13 protein-coding genes are annotated in these 15,798 nt (G+C 35.6%); 8 read left to right on the top strand and 5 right to left on the bottom strand.

Annotation, left to right across the window (positions count from 1 at the left end; all coding sequences use genetic code 11):
• Positions 1-33: 33 nt before the first annotated feature.
• Together AC6H33_RS01150 and AC6H33_RS01145 are read left to right on the top strand one after the other, a co-directional pair.
• Positions 34-3,993, top strand: coding sequence for a PhnD/SsuA/transferrin family substrate-binding protein (locus tag AC6H33_RS01150; RefSeq protein WP_497605160.1), 3,960 nt, complete (start codon positions 34-36; stop codon positions 3,991-3,993).
• Positions 3,990-4,421 carry a response regulator gene (locus tag AC6H33_RS01145; RefSeq protein ID WP_497605159.1) on the top strand — a complete coding sequence of 144 codons (432 nt, stop codon included), beginning with the start codon at positions 3,990-3,992 and terminating at the stop codon, positions 4,419-4,421. The genes AC6H33_RS01150 and AC6H33_RS01145 overlap by 4 nt, the downstream gene beginning before the upstream one ends.
• Here AC6H33_RS01145 and AC6H33_RS01140 read toward each other — a convergent pair.
• Positions 4,353-5,717, bottom strand: coding sequence for an IS4 family transposase (locus AC6H33_RS01140; RefSeq protein WP_497603908.1), 1,365 nt, complete (start codon positions 5,715-5,717; stop codon positions 4,353-4,355). The genes AC6H33_RS01145 and AC6H33_RS01140 overlap by 69 nt on opposite strands.
• Before the next feature lie 169 nt (positions 5,718-5,886).
• On the opposite strand from AC6H33_RS01140, the gene AC6H33_RS01135 reads away from it, so the two are divergent.
• Positions 5,887-6,387 carry a GGDEF domain-containing protein gene (locus tag AC6H33_RS01135; protein ID WP_497605158.1) on the top strand — a complete coding sequence of 167 codons (501 nt, stop codon included), beginning with the start codon at positions 5,887-5,889 and terminating at the stop codon, positions 6,385-6,387.
• On the opposite strand, the gene AC6H33_RS01130 is transcribed toward AC6H33_RS01135, so the two are convergent.
• The 4 genes from AC6H33_RS01130 to AC6H33_RS01115 form a co-directional block, all read right to left on the bottom strand.
• Complete coding sequence (locus AC6H33_RS01130; RefSeq protein ID WP_497605157.1) at positions 6,384-7,163, bottom strand: thiazole synthase; 780 nt, start codon at positions 7,161-7,163, stop codon at positions 6,384-6,386. The two genes, AC6H33_RS01135 and AC6H33_RS01130, sit on opposite strands and share 4 nt — an antisense overlap.
• Positions 7,164-7,208: 45 nt before the next feature.
• Complete coding sequence (locus tag AC6H33_RS01125; protein ID WP_497605156.1) at positions 7,209-8,573, bottom strand: NAD(P)H-hydrate dehydratase; 1,365 nt, start codon at positions 8,571-8,573, stop codon at positions 7,209-7,211.
• Positions 8,574-8,575: 2 nt separating this feature from the next.
• Positions 8,576-9,310 (bottom strand): ATP-binding protein, encoded by a 735-nt coding sequence (locus tag AC6H33_RS01120; protein WP_497605155.1) that lies wholly within the window; start codon positions 9,308-9,310, stop codon positions 8,576-8,578.
• Between the two features lie 95 nt (positions 9,311-9,405).
• Positions 9,406-9,792, bottom strand: a complete 387-nt coding sequence (locus tag AC6H33_RS01115) for a Fur family transcriptional regulator (protein ID WP_497605154.1) — start codon at positions 9,790-9,792, stop codon at positions 9,406-9,408.
• Between the two features lie 207 nt (positions 9,793-9,999).
• Here AC6H33_RS01115 and AC6H33_RS01110 point away from each other — a divergent pair, with 207 nt between their 5' ends.
• The 5 genes from AC6H33_RS01110 to AC6H33_RS01090 all read left to right on the top strand — a co-directional run bounded on the left by AC6H33_RS01110 (position 10,000) and on the right by AC6H33_RS01090 (position 15,728).
• Entirely contained in the window at positions 10,000-11,436 is a 1,437-nt protein-coding gene (locus AC6H33_RS01110; RefSeq protein ID WP_497605153.1) for a catalase, read from the top strand.
• Between the two features lie 98 nt (positions 11,437-11,534).
• A complete protein-coding gene (locus tag AC6H33_RS01105; RefSeq protein WP_497605152.1) occupies positions 11,535-12,554 on the top strand; it encodes a cytochrome-c peroxidase in 1,020 nt (339 codons plus the stop codon).
• 46 nt (positions 12,555-12,600) lie between these two features.
• Positions 12,601-13,563 (top strand): KpsF/GutQ family sugar-phosphate isomerase, encoded by a 963-nt coding sequence (locus tag AC6H33_RS01100; RefSeq protein ID WP_497605151.1) that lies wholly within the window; start codon positions 12,601-12,603, stop codon positions 13,561-13,563.
• Positions 13,560-14,543: a pseudouridine synthase gene (locus AC6H33_RS01095; RefSeq protein ID WP_497605150.1), complete on the top strand. Its 984-nt coding sequence runs from the start codon at positions 13,560-13,562 to the stop codon at positions 14,541-14,543. Before AC6H33_RS01100 ends, AC6H33_RS01095 begins: the two co-directional genes overlap by 4 nt.
• Positions 14,544-14,546: 3 nt before the next feature.
• Positions 14,547-15,728 (top strand): replication-associated recombination protein A, encoded by a 1,182-nt coding sequence (locus AC6H33_RS01090; RefSeq protein ID WP_497605149.1) that lies wholly within the window; start codon positions 14,547-14,549, stop codon positions 15,726-15,728.
• Positions 15,729-15,798 lie beyond the last annotated feature (70 nt).

The following is a 15,798-nucleotide window of genomic DNA, read 5'->3' as shown; positions in this document are numbered from 1 at the left end:
AACATAAACCAATATTGTTATTAAGTTGAAATTATGCATAAAATACTCCTTCTTCTCATTTTAGTTCTATCTAGTTATGCTCAAGAGAGCATTAGATTTGGCGTTTTTGCATACAAGGGGGTTGAGCAGACAAGGGAGCAGTATCAACCTCTTGTTGATATACTCAATGAAAAACTTGATAACCGTGTAGTCTTAGAAATTTTAACTCAAGAAGAGCTAAACGAGAAGATTAAAAATTCTCAGCTTGACATCATTACTACAAATCCAACACACTTTTTAAGATTAAGACAAGAGCTTGAACTAAGCGGTGCAATAGCAACTCTAAGAGGCTTTAACAAAGGTGTAGCAACAAGCAAACTTGCAGGTGCCATCATAGTAAAAAAAGAGAGCCATATTAAGGAGCTTAAAGATTTAAAAAACAAAATTATCGCAACGCCTAGCCAAAAACATCTAGGTGGTTTTAGCACTCAAGCATACGAGCTATATCTAAATGGAATCAATATTTTAAAAGATAGCAAAAGGATTATAGAGACAAAAAGTTCTCATCAAAAAGTTTTATATACTGTCTTAGCTGGGGAAGCTGAAGTAGGATTTATCAGAGATGGCATTTTAGAGGAGATGATAGAGAGAGGGGAGATTAAAGAGGATGACATAAGAGTTATAAATCTGCAAAATTCTCCATCTCATCCATATAAAATCTCTACAAAACTCTACCCTGAGTGGCCAGTTTTTGCTATGCCTAGCCTAAACAAAGAGAGTGCAAAAGAGTTTGTTGCAGCGCTTTTATCAATCAAACCGACACAAAAGCTTCAAGATGCAGGTATTTATGGTTACTGTCTTCCTGCTGATTACCTTGAAGTTGAATCTTTATCAAGAGCGCTTAGACTTCCTCCCTTTGATAAAGCTCCTAAGATTACATACACGGATATTCTTGGCCAATACAAGATAGATATAATAGTTGTATTTATACTTATGGTTATAGGTTTGCTTTATCATTTTAGAGAACAAAAGAGAAAAAGATTTATCACGTCATTGCTTTCAAATATAGGCGATGGAGTTTATGGCATAGATAAAGATGGAAAATGTACTTGGATAAACAAAAAAGCACTTGAGATGCTTGGATATAGTGAAGATGAAGTTTTAGGCAAAGACCAACATATACTTTTTCACCACCACAAACCTACAAAAGAGAACTATGCTCTTATTGAGTGCCCAATCTATGTTACATCAAAAGACAAACAAACAAGAAGCTTAGATGAAAGTTTTATAAGAAAAGATGGCTCATTTATACCTATAAACTTAACTGTTACTCCTACACAAGACGATGGAGCTATAGTTATTTTTAGAGACATGTCTGATTTGATAGAAAAAAGAGAAGCGCTAGAGAAGCTAAACAATCAGTTAGAGTCTCTACTGCAATCTATTCCAGATTTAGTATGGATGAAAGATAAAAATGGCATCTATATTACATGCAACAAACGATTTGAGGATTTCTTTGGAGCATCAAGAGATGAGATTAGGGGCAAATCTGATTATGATTTTGTTCCTAAAGATTTAGCTGAATCATTTAGAGTGCATGATGAAAATGCAATGAATTCTGATGTTCCACTAACAAATTTTGAGGAGATAGCATTTGCTAAAGACGGGCATACCGAGTTTATTCAAACAACAAAAGTATCTGTAAAAGATAGCAATGGCGAAATCATTGGTATACTTGGGGTGGGAAGAGACTTAACGCAGATTAAAAAGAGTGAGCAAGAGCTTTTAAAACGTGAAAAACTACTTGAACTATTTTTCCGCCAATCAATGTACGGATTTTTCTTTATGATGATGGATGAGCCAATTGAGTGGAATGATACTATTGATAAAGAGAAAGCTCTTGATTATATATTTGAGCATCAAAGGGTTACGAAGATAAATAAAGCGATGCTCTCGCAGTATGGAGCGGTGGAGAGTGATTTTATAGGCTTTAGACCTAAAGATTTTTTTGAACACAACATAGCACACGGAAGAGATATATGGATAGAGTTGTTTGACAAAGGGCAGCTCCACATAGATACACATGAACAAAAATTTGATGGCAGTGATATGATAATAAACGGAGACTATATCTGCTTATATGATGAGAGAGGCTTTATAACAGGGCATTTCGGAGTTCAAAGGGAAGTTACTGGAGAGGTTTTAGATAAACAAGCTCTAAAAGAAGCAAAAGAAGAAGCAGAGAGAGCAAATGAGTCAAAAAGTGCCTTTTTAGCAAATATGAGCCATGAGATACGTACTCCGATGAATGCTATTTTAGGGCTAAGCGAGATTGTTCTTGATACAAATTTGGATACTAAACAAGCAGACTATATATATAAAATACAAAATTCATCAAAACTGTTGCTCAATATAATAAATGATATTTTAGATTTTTCTAAAATAGAGGCAAATAAGCTTGAGATTGAAAGTAAAGAGTTCGCTTTAAAAGATATACTTTATAAACTAAGAGCTATCTTCAGAAAGAGCGCTACTGATAAAGGCATAGAGTTTTATTGTATTGTAGGAAAAAATGTACCTAACCTTGTAGTCTCTGATGAACTCAGAATAAATCAGATTCTAATCAACCTCTTAGGAAATGCTATAAAGTTTACCAAAGAAGGTGTTATAAGAGTCAATATGGAAGTTACAAAAAAAGATGAAAAAAGTGCAACTATTCTCTTTAATGTAATTGATACAGGTATCGGTCTAAGCCAAGAGCAGATTGAAAAATTATTTAAACCATTCTCTCAAGCAGACAGCACCATAACACGCAGATATGGTGGAACTGGGCTTGGACTATCAATTTCATACAGACTTGCATCTGCTATGGGCGGTGAACTTAAAGTTAGCAGCAAAGAAGGGGTTGGTTCTACTTTTAGCTTTGAGTTAACTGTTGGTGTAAACTCTTGGCTTAATAATGCTCTGTATATAGAAGATGCAAAAGATTTACAAAAGATACAAAAAGTGTCAAACTATCCTGATTTAAGCCATGTAAAGCTTCTTTTAGTTGAAGATAATGAGATAAACCAAGAGATTACCATCGAGATGTTAAAGAGAGTAAAAATAAGTGCTGATATAGCAAATAACGGCAAAGAAGCGGTAGATATATTTGTAGCAAATCCAAACTACTATGACATCATTCTTATGGATCTTCAAATGCCTATAATGAGCGGCTATGAAGCTACTAAAATCATACGTGAACATAACAAAGAGATACCGATAATCGCATTAACTGCCGCAGCCATGATCGAAGATAGAACAAAAGCTCTAAACGCTGGGATGAATGATCATCTCTCAAAACCAATCGATGGGGATGAGATGTTATCAAATATCGTAAAGTGGCTAGATGTTGATTTTGTAATAGAGCAGAACTCTCACAACATTGCACTTCAAGACACTGCTGTTTTGGATTTGGAGTATGCGATGAGCGCACTAAACGCAAACAGCAATCTTCTATATAAGATATTATCAAAGTTTTTAGAAGAACTTGAAGATGATTTTGTCTCTTTGCCAGAATTTTTATATAAAAATGATGATTCAGCAAAATCATTGACACATGCACTAAAAGGAGTAAGTTCAAATATAGGAGCAAAAGAGTTGGCTTCTATCACAACACATATAGATGCTTTACTAAAAAAATCTATACCTATTAAAGCCCAAAATATAGAGCTTTTAAAAGATGCTATAAAAAGAGTTGAAGATAAAATCAAACTCTACTTAAAAGAGAACCCTCCTCTGCAAGAAGAGCCGACTCTAAACAAAAAACTGATAGAAAATGACTTTAAAAACCTCTACTTGACTCATTTTGAAGATATTAAAAATGGAACAATGGTACAATTGCAAAATCAACAACTTCTATTTAATCTCCTTAAGCCAAAGGTAAATAGATATGAACTTGATCTATGGATGAATGCCATGGACAATTTTGACTATGACAAAGCCTATAACATTATGAAAGAGTGGCAATTATGATAGATGATAACTACATACCAACTATATTGATAGTTGATGATATGGCTACAAATATAGCAATTCTTTCTGATTTGCTAAAAGATAGTTATAAAATCAAAGTAGCAAACAGTGGGCAAAGAGCCTTAGATTTAGCAAGAGCGAAAGAGAAACCAGATCTAATCTTGTTGGATATTGAAATGCCTCAAATAAACGGTTATGCTGTTTGTAAAGAGCTAAAATCATCATCAGACACGATAGACATTCCTATCATTTTTGTAACTGCTAAAAATAGCGCCCAAGATGAGGAGTATGGACTAAATCTTGGAGCAATTGACTATATTAAAAAGCCTTTTCACTCCGCTATTATAAAGATTAGAATCTCAGCTTTCGCACATAAAACCCAACTCTTTTTGAGTATAAGCGTTGAGTACAGCGAGAATAGTCAGTAAATCTTTATTATCCTTGACAACATTTTCAATTTCAGAGATTTTTGTCAGTATTTGAATGAAGAGTTGCATTGATATTGCAAGAGTTTCAAGCTCACACTCTAAGTCTCTAAATAATTCTCCTAGAGTTTGTGGCTCATGTTTTATGCGATTGATATAGCTTACAATGTTGTAGGCAAACATTGAGAGAGTTATTTTTGCAATTAGTGATTCATAGATACGATTCTCTTCTTTGCCAAACCCAAACAGGTTTCGCAAATCTTTGTAACCTTGCTCAATATTCCATCTCTTTTTATAAGTTGCTAGAATCTCTTTGCCTATAATGATAATATCAGTTGAGATAAAAACCAACAAGTCTTTACCTGTGTGCAAAAATACGAGCTTGACTTTGCCTAGAACAGCATGTTCTACAATTGCATCGAAATATTTATAAGATATTTTTCCATGTTTGCCACTCTGTTTATGACGAGAGTTTTTCATACTATCATAGATTGCATTCATAGTTTTATGTTTGCCCTTAAAGTTCCAAATGAGTTTATTATTTGGAAGTCTTGCTATTACTGGCATGCCAAGCTCATTAGCTTGATGTATGAAGTCTGGTTTAGCGTACCAACTGTCTATAAGTAGGTAGTCTGCATCTACCCCTTGCTCTAACGCTCTCTCAAGCATCTCAATAGCTAAAATGTTTTTACCTTTGAGAGATTCAACTTTACGCTTATGAGAATTACTACGATGATGAACAGTTGAAGTGAATTCAGATATATCTTTTCGACGACTATCATTCATCTTGATGGAAAAATCAAGTTGAAATGTTGAATGTGAATCTGCATAATTTAGAGATACGATATTGAGCGCATTTATGCTTCTGTGCTCTTTATTGCTCCAAATATATTTACAGCTTCCTTCAATATGTTTACCACTTTTAGCTTCGACTGTGTCATCAATAATGAGCAAGCGATGTTCACCGTTTTTATGTAGAGGTTTTATTCTTTGCAAAAGCGCAGTAGTGCTTAGTATTAAAAACTTTCGCCAGTTGTAACGACTCTCTTTGATAAATCGGTAATAAGCGTCTTTGCCAAATGCACTATCGCTCTTTTTTATGAATGTAGACTGTCTTTTATTCATGATAAGCATATACACGAAGTGTAAGATTATTTGAAATGGTGGATAGCCGACATTTCGTTTAATGAAGTTGCTCTGCTTGAGTATTTTTGTGATTTTTATCTCTATTAGCACTTCAAGGATTGGATTCTTTAATATGCTTTTCATAGCAGTTTCTATATAATTTGCAAGTTCCATAAAATAGACCTTTATAATGATGTTAGTGGTAACATAATTATACTAAAAAGCGCCTATTTATGGGCTTTCGTAGATAAATTAAACATCAAAATCTATGTGCGAAAGTTGAGTTAGAATAAAAAATCATCTTACGCTAAAGATAAAAAGTAAAAAACTTGAAGAGCTATCAATGTGCGATAGCCTAACTGGCATCTCAAACAGAAGATTTTTCAATGAGATTTTAGAAAAAAAGTACAAAGAGACGCTAAGAGATGCAAAGAGCCTTGCTGTTATTATGATAGATATTGACTATTTTAAACTATACAATGACAACTACGGGCACTGGATGGGCGATGAGTGTCTTACAAAGGTAGCCCTAGCTCTAAAAAAAACAATTAAGCGTCCGACAGATGTTGTTGCTAGATATGGTGGAGAGGAGTTTGTTGTATTGCTAAAAAACATAGACAAAAATGGCGTTCAAAAAGTCGCTCAATCACTAATAGATGCAGTTTCAAATCTAAAAATTGCACATGAGCACTCTCTTGTTAGTAAATATGTAACTATAAGCGCAGGAGTCTCTATAAAAGATGAAGATAGCGATATATCAAAAGATGAACTTTTAAAAGAGGCAGACAACGAACTCTACCGCGCAAAAGATAGCGGTAGAAATAGATTTTGCGCGGGGTTTTAAAACTGTATCATTCCGTTAATCGGTGAAGATGCAGTTGCGTATGGGCGTTTTGCAATTCTTCCAGATAGGTAACTCATGCGTCCTGCTATAACCGCATGTTTCATAGCTTCAGCCATCATCATAGGATTTTGAGCACAAGCTATTGCTGTGTTTGTTAAAACTCCATCGGCTCCAAGCTCCATAGCGTAAGCTGCATCACTTGCACACCCTATTCCAGCATCTACTATAACTGGCAAATTTACCGCCTCACGAATAAAAACTATGTTGTAAGGATTTTGAATCCCTAAACCGCTACCAATTGGAGCAGCAAGAGGCATGATGGCATGAGCACCAGCATCTTCAAGTCTCTTTGCCATAATCGGGTCATCTGAAGTATATGCCATGATGGTAAAGCCCTCTTTTGAGAGGATTTGACACGCTTTTATAGTCTCTAAAACATCTGGATAGAGAGTCTTTTGTGTATCGCCGATTACTTCAAGTTTTATCAAATCTATGCCAGTTGCCTCACGAGTCAGGCGGAAAGTTGTTATCGCTTCTTCGGCAGTTGTGCATCCTGCAGAATTTGGCAGAAACTTTACATTTGTACCTTTAAATGTATCACGCAGATTCTCTTTATCTGGGTCTGTTATGTTTAAGCGGCGAACTGCAACAGTGATAAGCTCACTTCCACTTGCTAAAGTTGCCTCTTTTGTTGTTTGAAAATCCTGATATTTTCCACTTCCAACAATAAGGCGAGAGCCTAATTCATACTTTCCTATTTTCAATATATTTTGCATTTTATTTCCTAAATATTTTTTTGAAATCTTATAACATATGCCATCTTATAGTTTACCAATTGCAGCTATCAAATCATCTGGAGTAAGTGAAAAATCAGCACCACTGTAAAGAAGTGCTAGTTTTACATGTGCTAAAGAGCCATGAATCGCTGCATCAAGAGAACTATACCCTTGCGCCAAAAGAGCACCTATCAAACCGCTCAAAACGTCCCCGCTTCCGCCTTTTGCAAGAACTTGAGTTCCATGGGGATTTATATAAAAAGTGTCATCTTTGCCTATTATGACATTTGCGCCTTTTAAAAGAAGTGTTGCGCTTGGGTAGGTTTTACAAAATATCTCAGCGTATTTAAAACGCTCACATTGGAGCTCTTTGACGCTAATATCTGCGATATTTAAAATCTTTAAAAGAGATACGAACTCTTTTGGATGAGGGGTAAGTACAAGATTTTCTCTTTGGAGCAGCTCAGCGATTATTGGCATGTAAAATATATCTGCATCTACAACCATGCTGTGAGTGTTGTCTAAAAATTTATCTAACTCTACCTTGCTAAATTCTGCTCCAAGCCCCATTCCAAGAGCAAGAGCGGTTGTATTTTTTGGAACTTCATGAGAATACATAATTGAGTGTGGAGGTACAATATTTTCAAATCCAACAAGCGTTACCAAACCGCTTCCAAAACGCAAAGCAGAGAGTGCGCTCATGATACTAGCACCGCTTTTTTGACCTGAAGCTACGGCTAAATTCCCATAGCTACCCTTATGAGAACTTTTTTTATCTCTATAGGGAAGTTTTAAATCCTCCAAATCAAGAAGATTCCAGTTTGTTTTACTCTCATAAATATCTCTGCTAACTCCAAGATTTAGTACTTTTATCTCGCCAACAAACTCTTTTGCCTCATCTAAAAACATTCTCTTCTTCAGAGCACCCATAGTAAGCGTTATATTGGCTTCAAAGAGATAAAGAGAGGGAACATCACATGCAATCTTAAATGCGTCCATAGAGTTCATCTGCTCTATAAGCTGAGCCATCTCTACTTCAAACTCTCCGCTAAATCCAGTACCAACTATCGCATCAACCAGAACATCACAAGCTAATAGCTGAGTAGACTCTTTAATCCCTATGGTAGTTGCACGCTGTTTTTGTAAGAGAGCCATTTTTGATTTTGCGGGTTTTGCATAAAAGAGAGTTACGTCAAAGTCACCATGCAAAAGCCTTCCAAGAGCCAAACCATCGGCTCCGTTATTTCCACTTCCACAAACAATCGTAACTTTTGCATTTTTTTTAAAGTTGTTGCGAATATACTCAGCCATACCAGAAGCGGCATGTTCCATCAAAATATCTTCGCTTAAATAAAACTCTTTGTAGCATCTATCATCGAGAGACGCTACTTCTTCAAAAAGTTTCTGCATAATTATTCTTCGAAAAGATACTCATCGATTTGAACTATATTGCTTTTTATATCATTAAAGAGAAGCGTATGATAGTCTGTTCTGTATTGATAAAAGAATCTGTTTTTTGGTAATTTTTTCAAATTTGCAGTATTAAAATACTCTAAATTTGAGCACTTTCCAAGATACAAAAATGTAAAAAGAAGTTTCAGTTGAGGATTTTCAAATGAAGAGTGAGGCTGTGCTAAAAACGTAAGCCCATATTTTTTAAGATTTAAAAAGTTTAGCATGTAGAGCAAGAAGTCTTCAAATCTTGTATAAAATCCATTTAGATTTTCGATATCGTGAAAAAAGTAGTAATAGTTAGCTAAAAGCCCTTTATGCTGAAGAGTAAGGGTTAATTTACTCGTAATATCTCTCTTGTTTGAGAAGTAACTAGGGTCAACTGCCATATAAATATGCTTCTTTGCGCTAACCAAAGCGTCAAACTCTGCTTGAAATTTATCACTCTCATCAAATCTTATATAATTAAAATTTTCATCTTTATATCTTATCTCTATGTTATGCTCATCTGAGTTAGAGAAGTCAAGGTAGAGAGTTGCAACATTGCTATCTATTACAAAGTTTCTTATTCTACATGCTAGGTTTGTTTTACCTGAGCCCTCTTCTGCTAAAATCAATGTATTAGTATAAAGTGCTCTCTCCTCAACATTTAGTGTATTAATACTGCTGACATATTTTCCAAGTCTTTGTCTCATATTTTTCCCTTTAAAAAATTTAACAACTATTATATCTTATTCTGAAATAACATATATCTATAAGACATTTACTCTCAAAAATTTATCTAAGATGCTTAAATGTTTTGACAGGAGATGCAAATGCCACTGAATGTTAAGTTTGTTTTATTTAGTAAAAATCCGCGGCTCTTTAAAATCTCACTGTTAAGTTTTTCAAACTCTATATCAAAATCAATAAGTGTTCTACATATCTCACAATACAGATGTGCATGATTATCACTAAATATTTCAAAATGAGTCTTTGAATTTTCTAATTTTACTTCTGTTAAAAGCTTATTTTTCAACATTGCATGCATATTTTTATATAGAGTTGCAAGTGATATAGAAGGAAAATCAGGCTTAATTTTTTCATACAAGTCTTCTATACTGATATGCCCTTTTTGCTCTATAATCGACAATATAGCAACTCTTTGGTTGGTTGCTTTAAGATTATGTTCTCTCAATTTATTTTCATAATTCATCATGTTAAAATTATATCTCTCTATTTATTTAATTACACAAATATATCTTATATAGTAAATAACAATAATTATCCTTTAAGTATCTTAGTATTATAATTTTACAAAGGATAATTTTTTTCCTTTAAAAAATATTCTTTGTATTTCGCAATACTGTTCAATGTTAACAACTCAAGAAAAAAGGGAGAAAAAATGAAAAAGAGACTAACAACTGCATTTGGCGCACCAGTTGCTGACAATAACAACTCTCTTACCGCTGGAGCAAGAGGCCCTATGCTGCTTCAAGATGTATGGTACTTAGAAAAAATGGCGCATTTTGATAGAGAGGTTATTCCTGAGAGACGTATGCACGCAAAAGGTTCTGGTGCATTTGGAACATTTAGAGTGACACATGACATCACAAAATATACTAAAGCAAAGATTTTCTCACAAATCGGTAAAAAAACGGAGATGTTTGCTAGATTTTCTACTGTTGCTGGTGAGCGCGGTGCGGCGGACGCTGAGAGAGACATTCGTGGTTTTGCCTTGAAGTTTTATACAGAGGAGGGAAATTGGGACTTAGCTGGTAATAATACTCCCGTCTTTTTTCTAAGAGACCCTCTGAAGTTTCCAGATTTAAATCATGCCGTCAAGCGTGACCCAAAAACAAATATGCGAAGTGCAAAAAATAACTGGGATTTTTGGACTAACCTTCCAGAGGCTCTGCATCAGGTAACTATTACGATGAGTGATAGAGGTATTCCAGCTTCATACCGTCATATGCATGGTTTTGGTAGCCACACTTTTAGTTTTATCAATGATAAAAATGAGAGAAACTGGGTGAAGTTTCATTTTGTCTCACAACAAGGAATCAAAAACCTAACAGATGCCCAAGCGCAAATGTTAGTTGGTCAAAACAGAGAAAGCCATCAGCAAGATTTGTTTGAGAGTATAGAAAGGGGTGATTTTCCAAAATGGAAAATGTTTGTCCAAATCATGAGTGAAGAGGATGCGAAACACTATAAATTTAACCCTTTTGATTTGACACGAGTATGGCTCAAAAAAGATTATCCACTCATTGAAGTTGGAGAGTTTGAGCTAAATCGTAACCCTGAGAACTACTTTGCAGATGTAGAACAAGCTGCCTTTAATCCTGCAAGTGTCGTTTCAGGGATAGGTTTTTCACCTGATAAGATGCTTCAAGGAAGGCTTTTCTCGTATGGAGATGCACAAAGATATAGACTTGGGGTAAATCACAACCTTATCCCTGTAAATGCGCCAAAATGTCAAGTTAACAGTTACCACAGAGATGGTCTTATGAGAGTTGATGGAAACGCAGGTGCTACGATAGGATATGAGCCAAACTCTTACGAGGCGTGGCAAGAGCAAAAAGGGTATGCTGAGCCGATGTTAGATATAGATGGCGGAGCTTCCCGATGGGAGATGGATGATGATAACTTCACACAACCTAGAATGTTATTTCAACTTATGAGTAAAGAACAGCAACAAGTTCTTTTTGAAAATACAGCAAGAGCGATGGGCGATGCTCCTGAGATGATTAAGCAAAGACATATAGACAACTGTACAAAAGCAGACCCTGCCTATGGAGCTGGTGTTGCAAAAGCATTAGGCATGAGAGTAAAAGATTAAAAATAAGTTGGCTTTTATATACAAAAGCTGAGTAAATTATATGCCATTAAGCATATTAAATGTAAGATTTATGACAATATTACAACAAGGAATGACACATGTATACTAAAATATTACTATCAGTTGCAATAGCAACTTCATCTCTTAGTGCAGCTGATTTACTAACAGATGCTAAAAAAGCTGGATTGAAGCCAATTCCTAATGATAAAAAAGAGCTACTAAAGCTAACCGACAACCCAAAAAACCCAATTAGTGCTAAAAAAGTTGAGCTTGGTAAAAAACTATACTTTGACCCTAGACTTTCAAAAAGCGGTTTTATAAGCTGTAACAGCTGTCACAACCTTAGTGAAGGCGGAGATGATGGTATTCCTGCGGCTATTGGGCATATGTGGACTCCAAATCCTCACCATTTAAACTCACCGACTGTTTATAACTCTGTGTTTTTTAACTCACAATTTTGGGATGGACGTGATCCACACCTAGAAGCTCAAGCACAAGGCCCTATTCAAGCTGCTCCAGAGATGTCTGCAACGCCAGAACATGTAGTTGCAACTGTAACTTCTATGCCTCAATACGTAACTGATTTTAAAGCTGCGTATGGCAAAGATGTAAAGATAACTTTTGAAAAAGTAGCTGATACTATCGCAACATTTGAGAGAACTCTAGTTACTCCATCGGCTTATGATGATTTTTTAAATGGTAAAAAAGATGCTCTTACAAAAGCTCAAAAAGATGGTCTTAGAACTTTCATAGACAAAGGGTGTGCAACTTGTCATAACGGTATCGCTGTTGGTGGAGAGATGAATGCGTTTAACATCACAGGAACTTACAAGTTTCAAGATGTAGGCGACTTTAAAGGCGATGCAAACGGTATGGTAAAAGTACCTACATTAAGAAACATCACTCAAACTGCACCATATTTTCATAATGGTCAAATTTGGGAGTTAAAAGAGGCTATAAAAGAGATGGGACGTATCCAACTTGGTGCTGACATCAGTGACACAGAAGCTGCTTCAATTGAAGAGTTCCTAAAAGCTCTTGATGGAAGAAAAGAGCCAGTTGTTTTACCTCAACTTCCAGTATCAACTTCTACAACTCCAAAACCAGATATAAAATAGTCACTCTCCTCGCAATTTATACCCAAAAAATGGGTATAATTGCACCATGAATTACAAAGAAATAGCACAAGAAACCCTTAAAATAGAAGCGCAAACACTCCTAGAGAGTGCTGATAAAATTGATGATGTTTTTGATAGAGCAGTTGAGATAATTCTTGCATGTAAAGGCAAGTTAATCATAACTGGTGTTGGAAAATCAGGACTAATTGGTGCAAAAATGGCAGCAACATTTGCTTCTACTGGAACTCCTAGCTTTTTTTTACATCCAACAGAAGCGCTTCATGGCGACCTTGGAATGATAAGCCATAATGATGTGGTCATTGCTATAAGTTACAGCGGAGAGAGCGAAGAGTTAAGCTCAATCCTCCCTCATATTAAGAGATTTCAAACTCCACTTATCGGCATGACAAGAGATAAAAACTCAACACTTGGAAAGTACAGCGACCTTGTGATTGATGTAATTATCCACAAAGAAGCTTGTCCTCTTGGAATAGCACCAACTAGCTCAACTACCCTGACTCTTGCCCTTGGAGACGCACTTGCAGTATGTCTTATGAAGGCAAAAAACTTTAAAAAAAGCGATTTCGCCTCTTTCCATCCAGGCGGAGCTTTAGGAAAACAGCTATTTGTAAAAGTAAAAGACCTCATGAGAGTAAAAGATTTGCCTATCGTTAGAGAAGATACAAAAGTAAAAGATGCGATTGTAAAGATTAGCGAAGGACGACTTGGAACTGTTTTGGTTGTAGATGATGAGAATAGACTTCTAGCACTTATGAGCGATGGCGATATTCGCAGAGCTTTGATGAGTGAGGATTTTTCACTCAATGAGAGCGTTTTAAAATACGCTACAAAAAACCCAAAAACTATAGAAGATGAGAATATTTTAGCAAGTGAAGCACTTGTTATAATTGAAGAGATGAAGATACAGCTTTTAGTTGTAACAGATAGACAAAAGAGAGTCCTTGGTGTGCTTCATATCCATACTCTCATAGAAAAAGGCATATCATGAGACTGAACAAATATATCGCACACCACTCAAGCTACTCAAGAAGAGAGGCAGACAAAGTCATACTAGATGGCTATGTAAGAATAAACGGCGAAATACAAAACAACCCAGCAACAGATGTTTATGAGGGTGTTGATGTTGTTTACGTAAGCGGTAAACAAGTAACAGTACGAGATAAATATACCGTTATCGTATATAACAAACCAAAAGGTGAGTTAGTTACCAAGAGTGACCCTAAAGAGAGAAAAACTATTTACGATACTTTGCCAAAAGAGTATAAACACTATGTCCCAGTTGGAAGACTTGACTACGCTTCTGAGGGCTTACTTCTTTTAACGGATGCTTCAAAAGTTGCTTCTGCTCTTATGGAGTCCGATTTGGAGAGAATCTATAAGATAAAAATTAAAGGTGAAGTTACATCAGAGATGGAAGCTGCCATGTTAAATGGAATGATTTTAGATGACGCAACTGCTGGTGGACATAGCCACTCTAAAGTTACCTCTATGGAGTTTAAACCTTTTATAGGATATAAAATCCAAAAAAATGAACCAAACTACTCTATCTTAAAAGTAGCTCTTAGTGAAGGCAAAAATCGTGAGCTTAGACGCTTTTTTGCACACTTTGGAACAGATATAGTTGATCTAAAGAGAATCAGTTTTGCTGAAATTGAGCTCAATAATCTTCCAACTGGAAAAGTTAGATTTCTCTCACGCAGCGAGTATTCAGCACTCTCAAAATTCTTAAAAGAAGAGAAAAAAGCAGAAGAAAAAAGTGAGAAGAAACCTTCTGTAAAAAAATATGATAAAACTGATAATAAAAAAACAGATTACAAAAAAAGTGACAAAGATTCAAAAAAACCAAGATATAAAGACGATAAAAAGAGTGATAAAGATATAAAAAAACCAAACTACAAAGACGATAAAAAGAAAGACGACAAAAAAAAGGTTTTTAAAGATAAGAAAGTAACAAAAAAAAGAGGTTAAAAGTTGGCGGATTTTACCCATCTTTTAAGACCCTCAAATTTTGATGAACTTATCGGTCAAGATCATCTTAGCAAAGATAAAGCCCCACTTAGAGTTTTATGCCAAAAAGGCGTTCTTGGGCATAGCTTCTTTTTTGGACCATCAGGAACTGGAAAGACTTCTATCGCTAGAATTATCGCAAAAACGATGGAGTTGCCATTTTATGAATTTAACGCAACAAGCATAAAAATTGAACAGCTCAGAGCGATATTTGAGCAGTACAAAAACACTCTGCAAAAACCACTTATTTTTATAGATGAAGTACATCGTCTAGCCAAAAACCAGCAAGAAGTCCTTCTGCCTGTTATGGAAAATAACTCTGTACTCATTATCGGTGCTTCCACTGAAAATCCATTTTTTTCACTTACCTCTGCTATTCGTTCCCGCTCAATGCTTTTTGAGCTTAATTACATCTCAAATGAGGCACTAAATGGGCTTCTTCAAAGAGCGATAGAGAGTTCTGGGATTACTTGTGATGATGAAGCATCTAAGTATCTCATAGCAAGCAGTGGTGGTGATGCTCGCTCAATGTTAAAACTCTTAGAGTTTGCCTCAAATATAGAGACGCACATTACTCTTAGTATTTTAAAATCACTTCGTCCAAATGCACTAAGCACGGGAAGCAGTGAAGCGGGTGTTCATTACGACTTGAGCAGTGCTATGATTAAGTCCATCAGAGGTTCTGATACGGACGCAGCCATCTACTATCTTGCCCGTCTAATTGATGGTGGAGAGAGTGCAGAGTTTATCGCTAGACGCCTTGTAATACTCGCTAGTGAAGATATAGGAAACGCAAACCCTCAAGCTCTGACTCTAGCAACCAGCGCTATGAGTAGTGTCTCAAAGATTGGCTATCCTGAAGCTAGGATAATTTTATCTCAAGCCGTAATTTATCTCTGTGCATCTCCAAAATCAAACTCTGCCTATCTGGCAATAAATGAAGCATTAAAAGCCGTAAATGATGGAGTTATGTTAGATATACCAAAAAATATAACCCAGAAAAATAGCAATTATTTATACCCTCACGATTTTGGAGGATATGTCAAACAAAACTATCTATCAAAGCCATTAAAGTTTGTAGCTCTAAAGCCTATTGGCTATGAGAAAAAGATGATTGATTGGCTCTCTAGTATAAGAGTTTTTTAGTTGTTTTTAATAGTTTAAAGTATAGACTACACTCTAATGCTAAATTCAAATTTTATTAAAACAAGGACTT

This window comes from Sulfurimonas limnophila (genome assembly GCF_059705345.1).
This window is presented reverse-complemented; position numbering and strand designations above follow the sequence as displayed.

Excerpts from the sequence above, each read along its gene's own strand:
- AC6H33_RS01095 (WP_497605150.1), top strand. The coding sequence starts at position 13,560 with ATGAGACTGAACAAATATATCGCACACCACTCAAGCTACTCAAGAAGA.
- AC6H33_RS01145 (WP_497605159.1), top strand. The coding sequence starts at position 3,990 with ATGATAGATGATAACTACATACCAACTATATTGATAGTTGATGATATG.
- AC6H33_RS01100 (WP_497605151.1), top strand. The coding sequence starts at position 12,601 with ATGAATTACAAAGAAATAGCACAAGAAACCCTTAAAATAGAAGCGCAA.
- AC6H33_RS01130 (WP_497605157.1), bottom strand. The coding sequence starts at position 7,163 with ATGCAAAATATATTGAAAATAGGAAAGTATGAATTAGGCTCTCGCCTT.
- AC6H33_RS01120 (WP_497605155.1), bottom strand. The coding sequence starts at position 9,310 with ATGAGACAAAGACTTGGAAAATATGTCAGCAGTATTAATACACTAAAT.
- AC6H33_RS01135 (WP_497605158.1), top strand. The coding sequence starts at position 5,887 with ATGTGCGATAGCCTAACTGGCATCTCAAACAGAAGATTTTTCAATGAG.
- AC6H33_RS01150 (WP_497605160.1), top strand. The coding sequence starts at position 34 with ATGCATAAAATACTCCTTCTTCTCATTTTAGTTCTATCTAGTTATGCT.
- AC6H33_RS01110 (WP_497605153.1), top strand. The coding sequence starts at position 10,000 with ATGAAAAAGAGACTAACAACTGCATTTGGCGCACCAGTTGCTGACAAT.
- AC6H33_RS01140 (WP_497603908.1), bottom strand. The coding sequence starts at position 5,717 with ATGGAACTTGCAAATTATATAGAAACTGCTATGAAAAGCATATTAAAG.
- AC6H33_RS01105 (WP_497605152.1), top strand. The coding sequence starts at position 11,535 with ATGTATACTAAAATATTACTATCAGTTGCAATAGCAACTTCATCTCTT.
- AC6H33_RS01125 (WP_497605156.1), bottom strand. The coding sequence starts at position 8,573 with ATGCAGAAACTTTTTGAAGAAGTAGCGTCTCTCGATGATAGATGCTAC.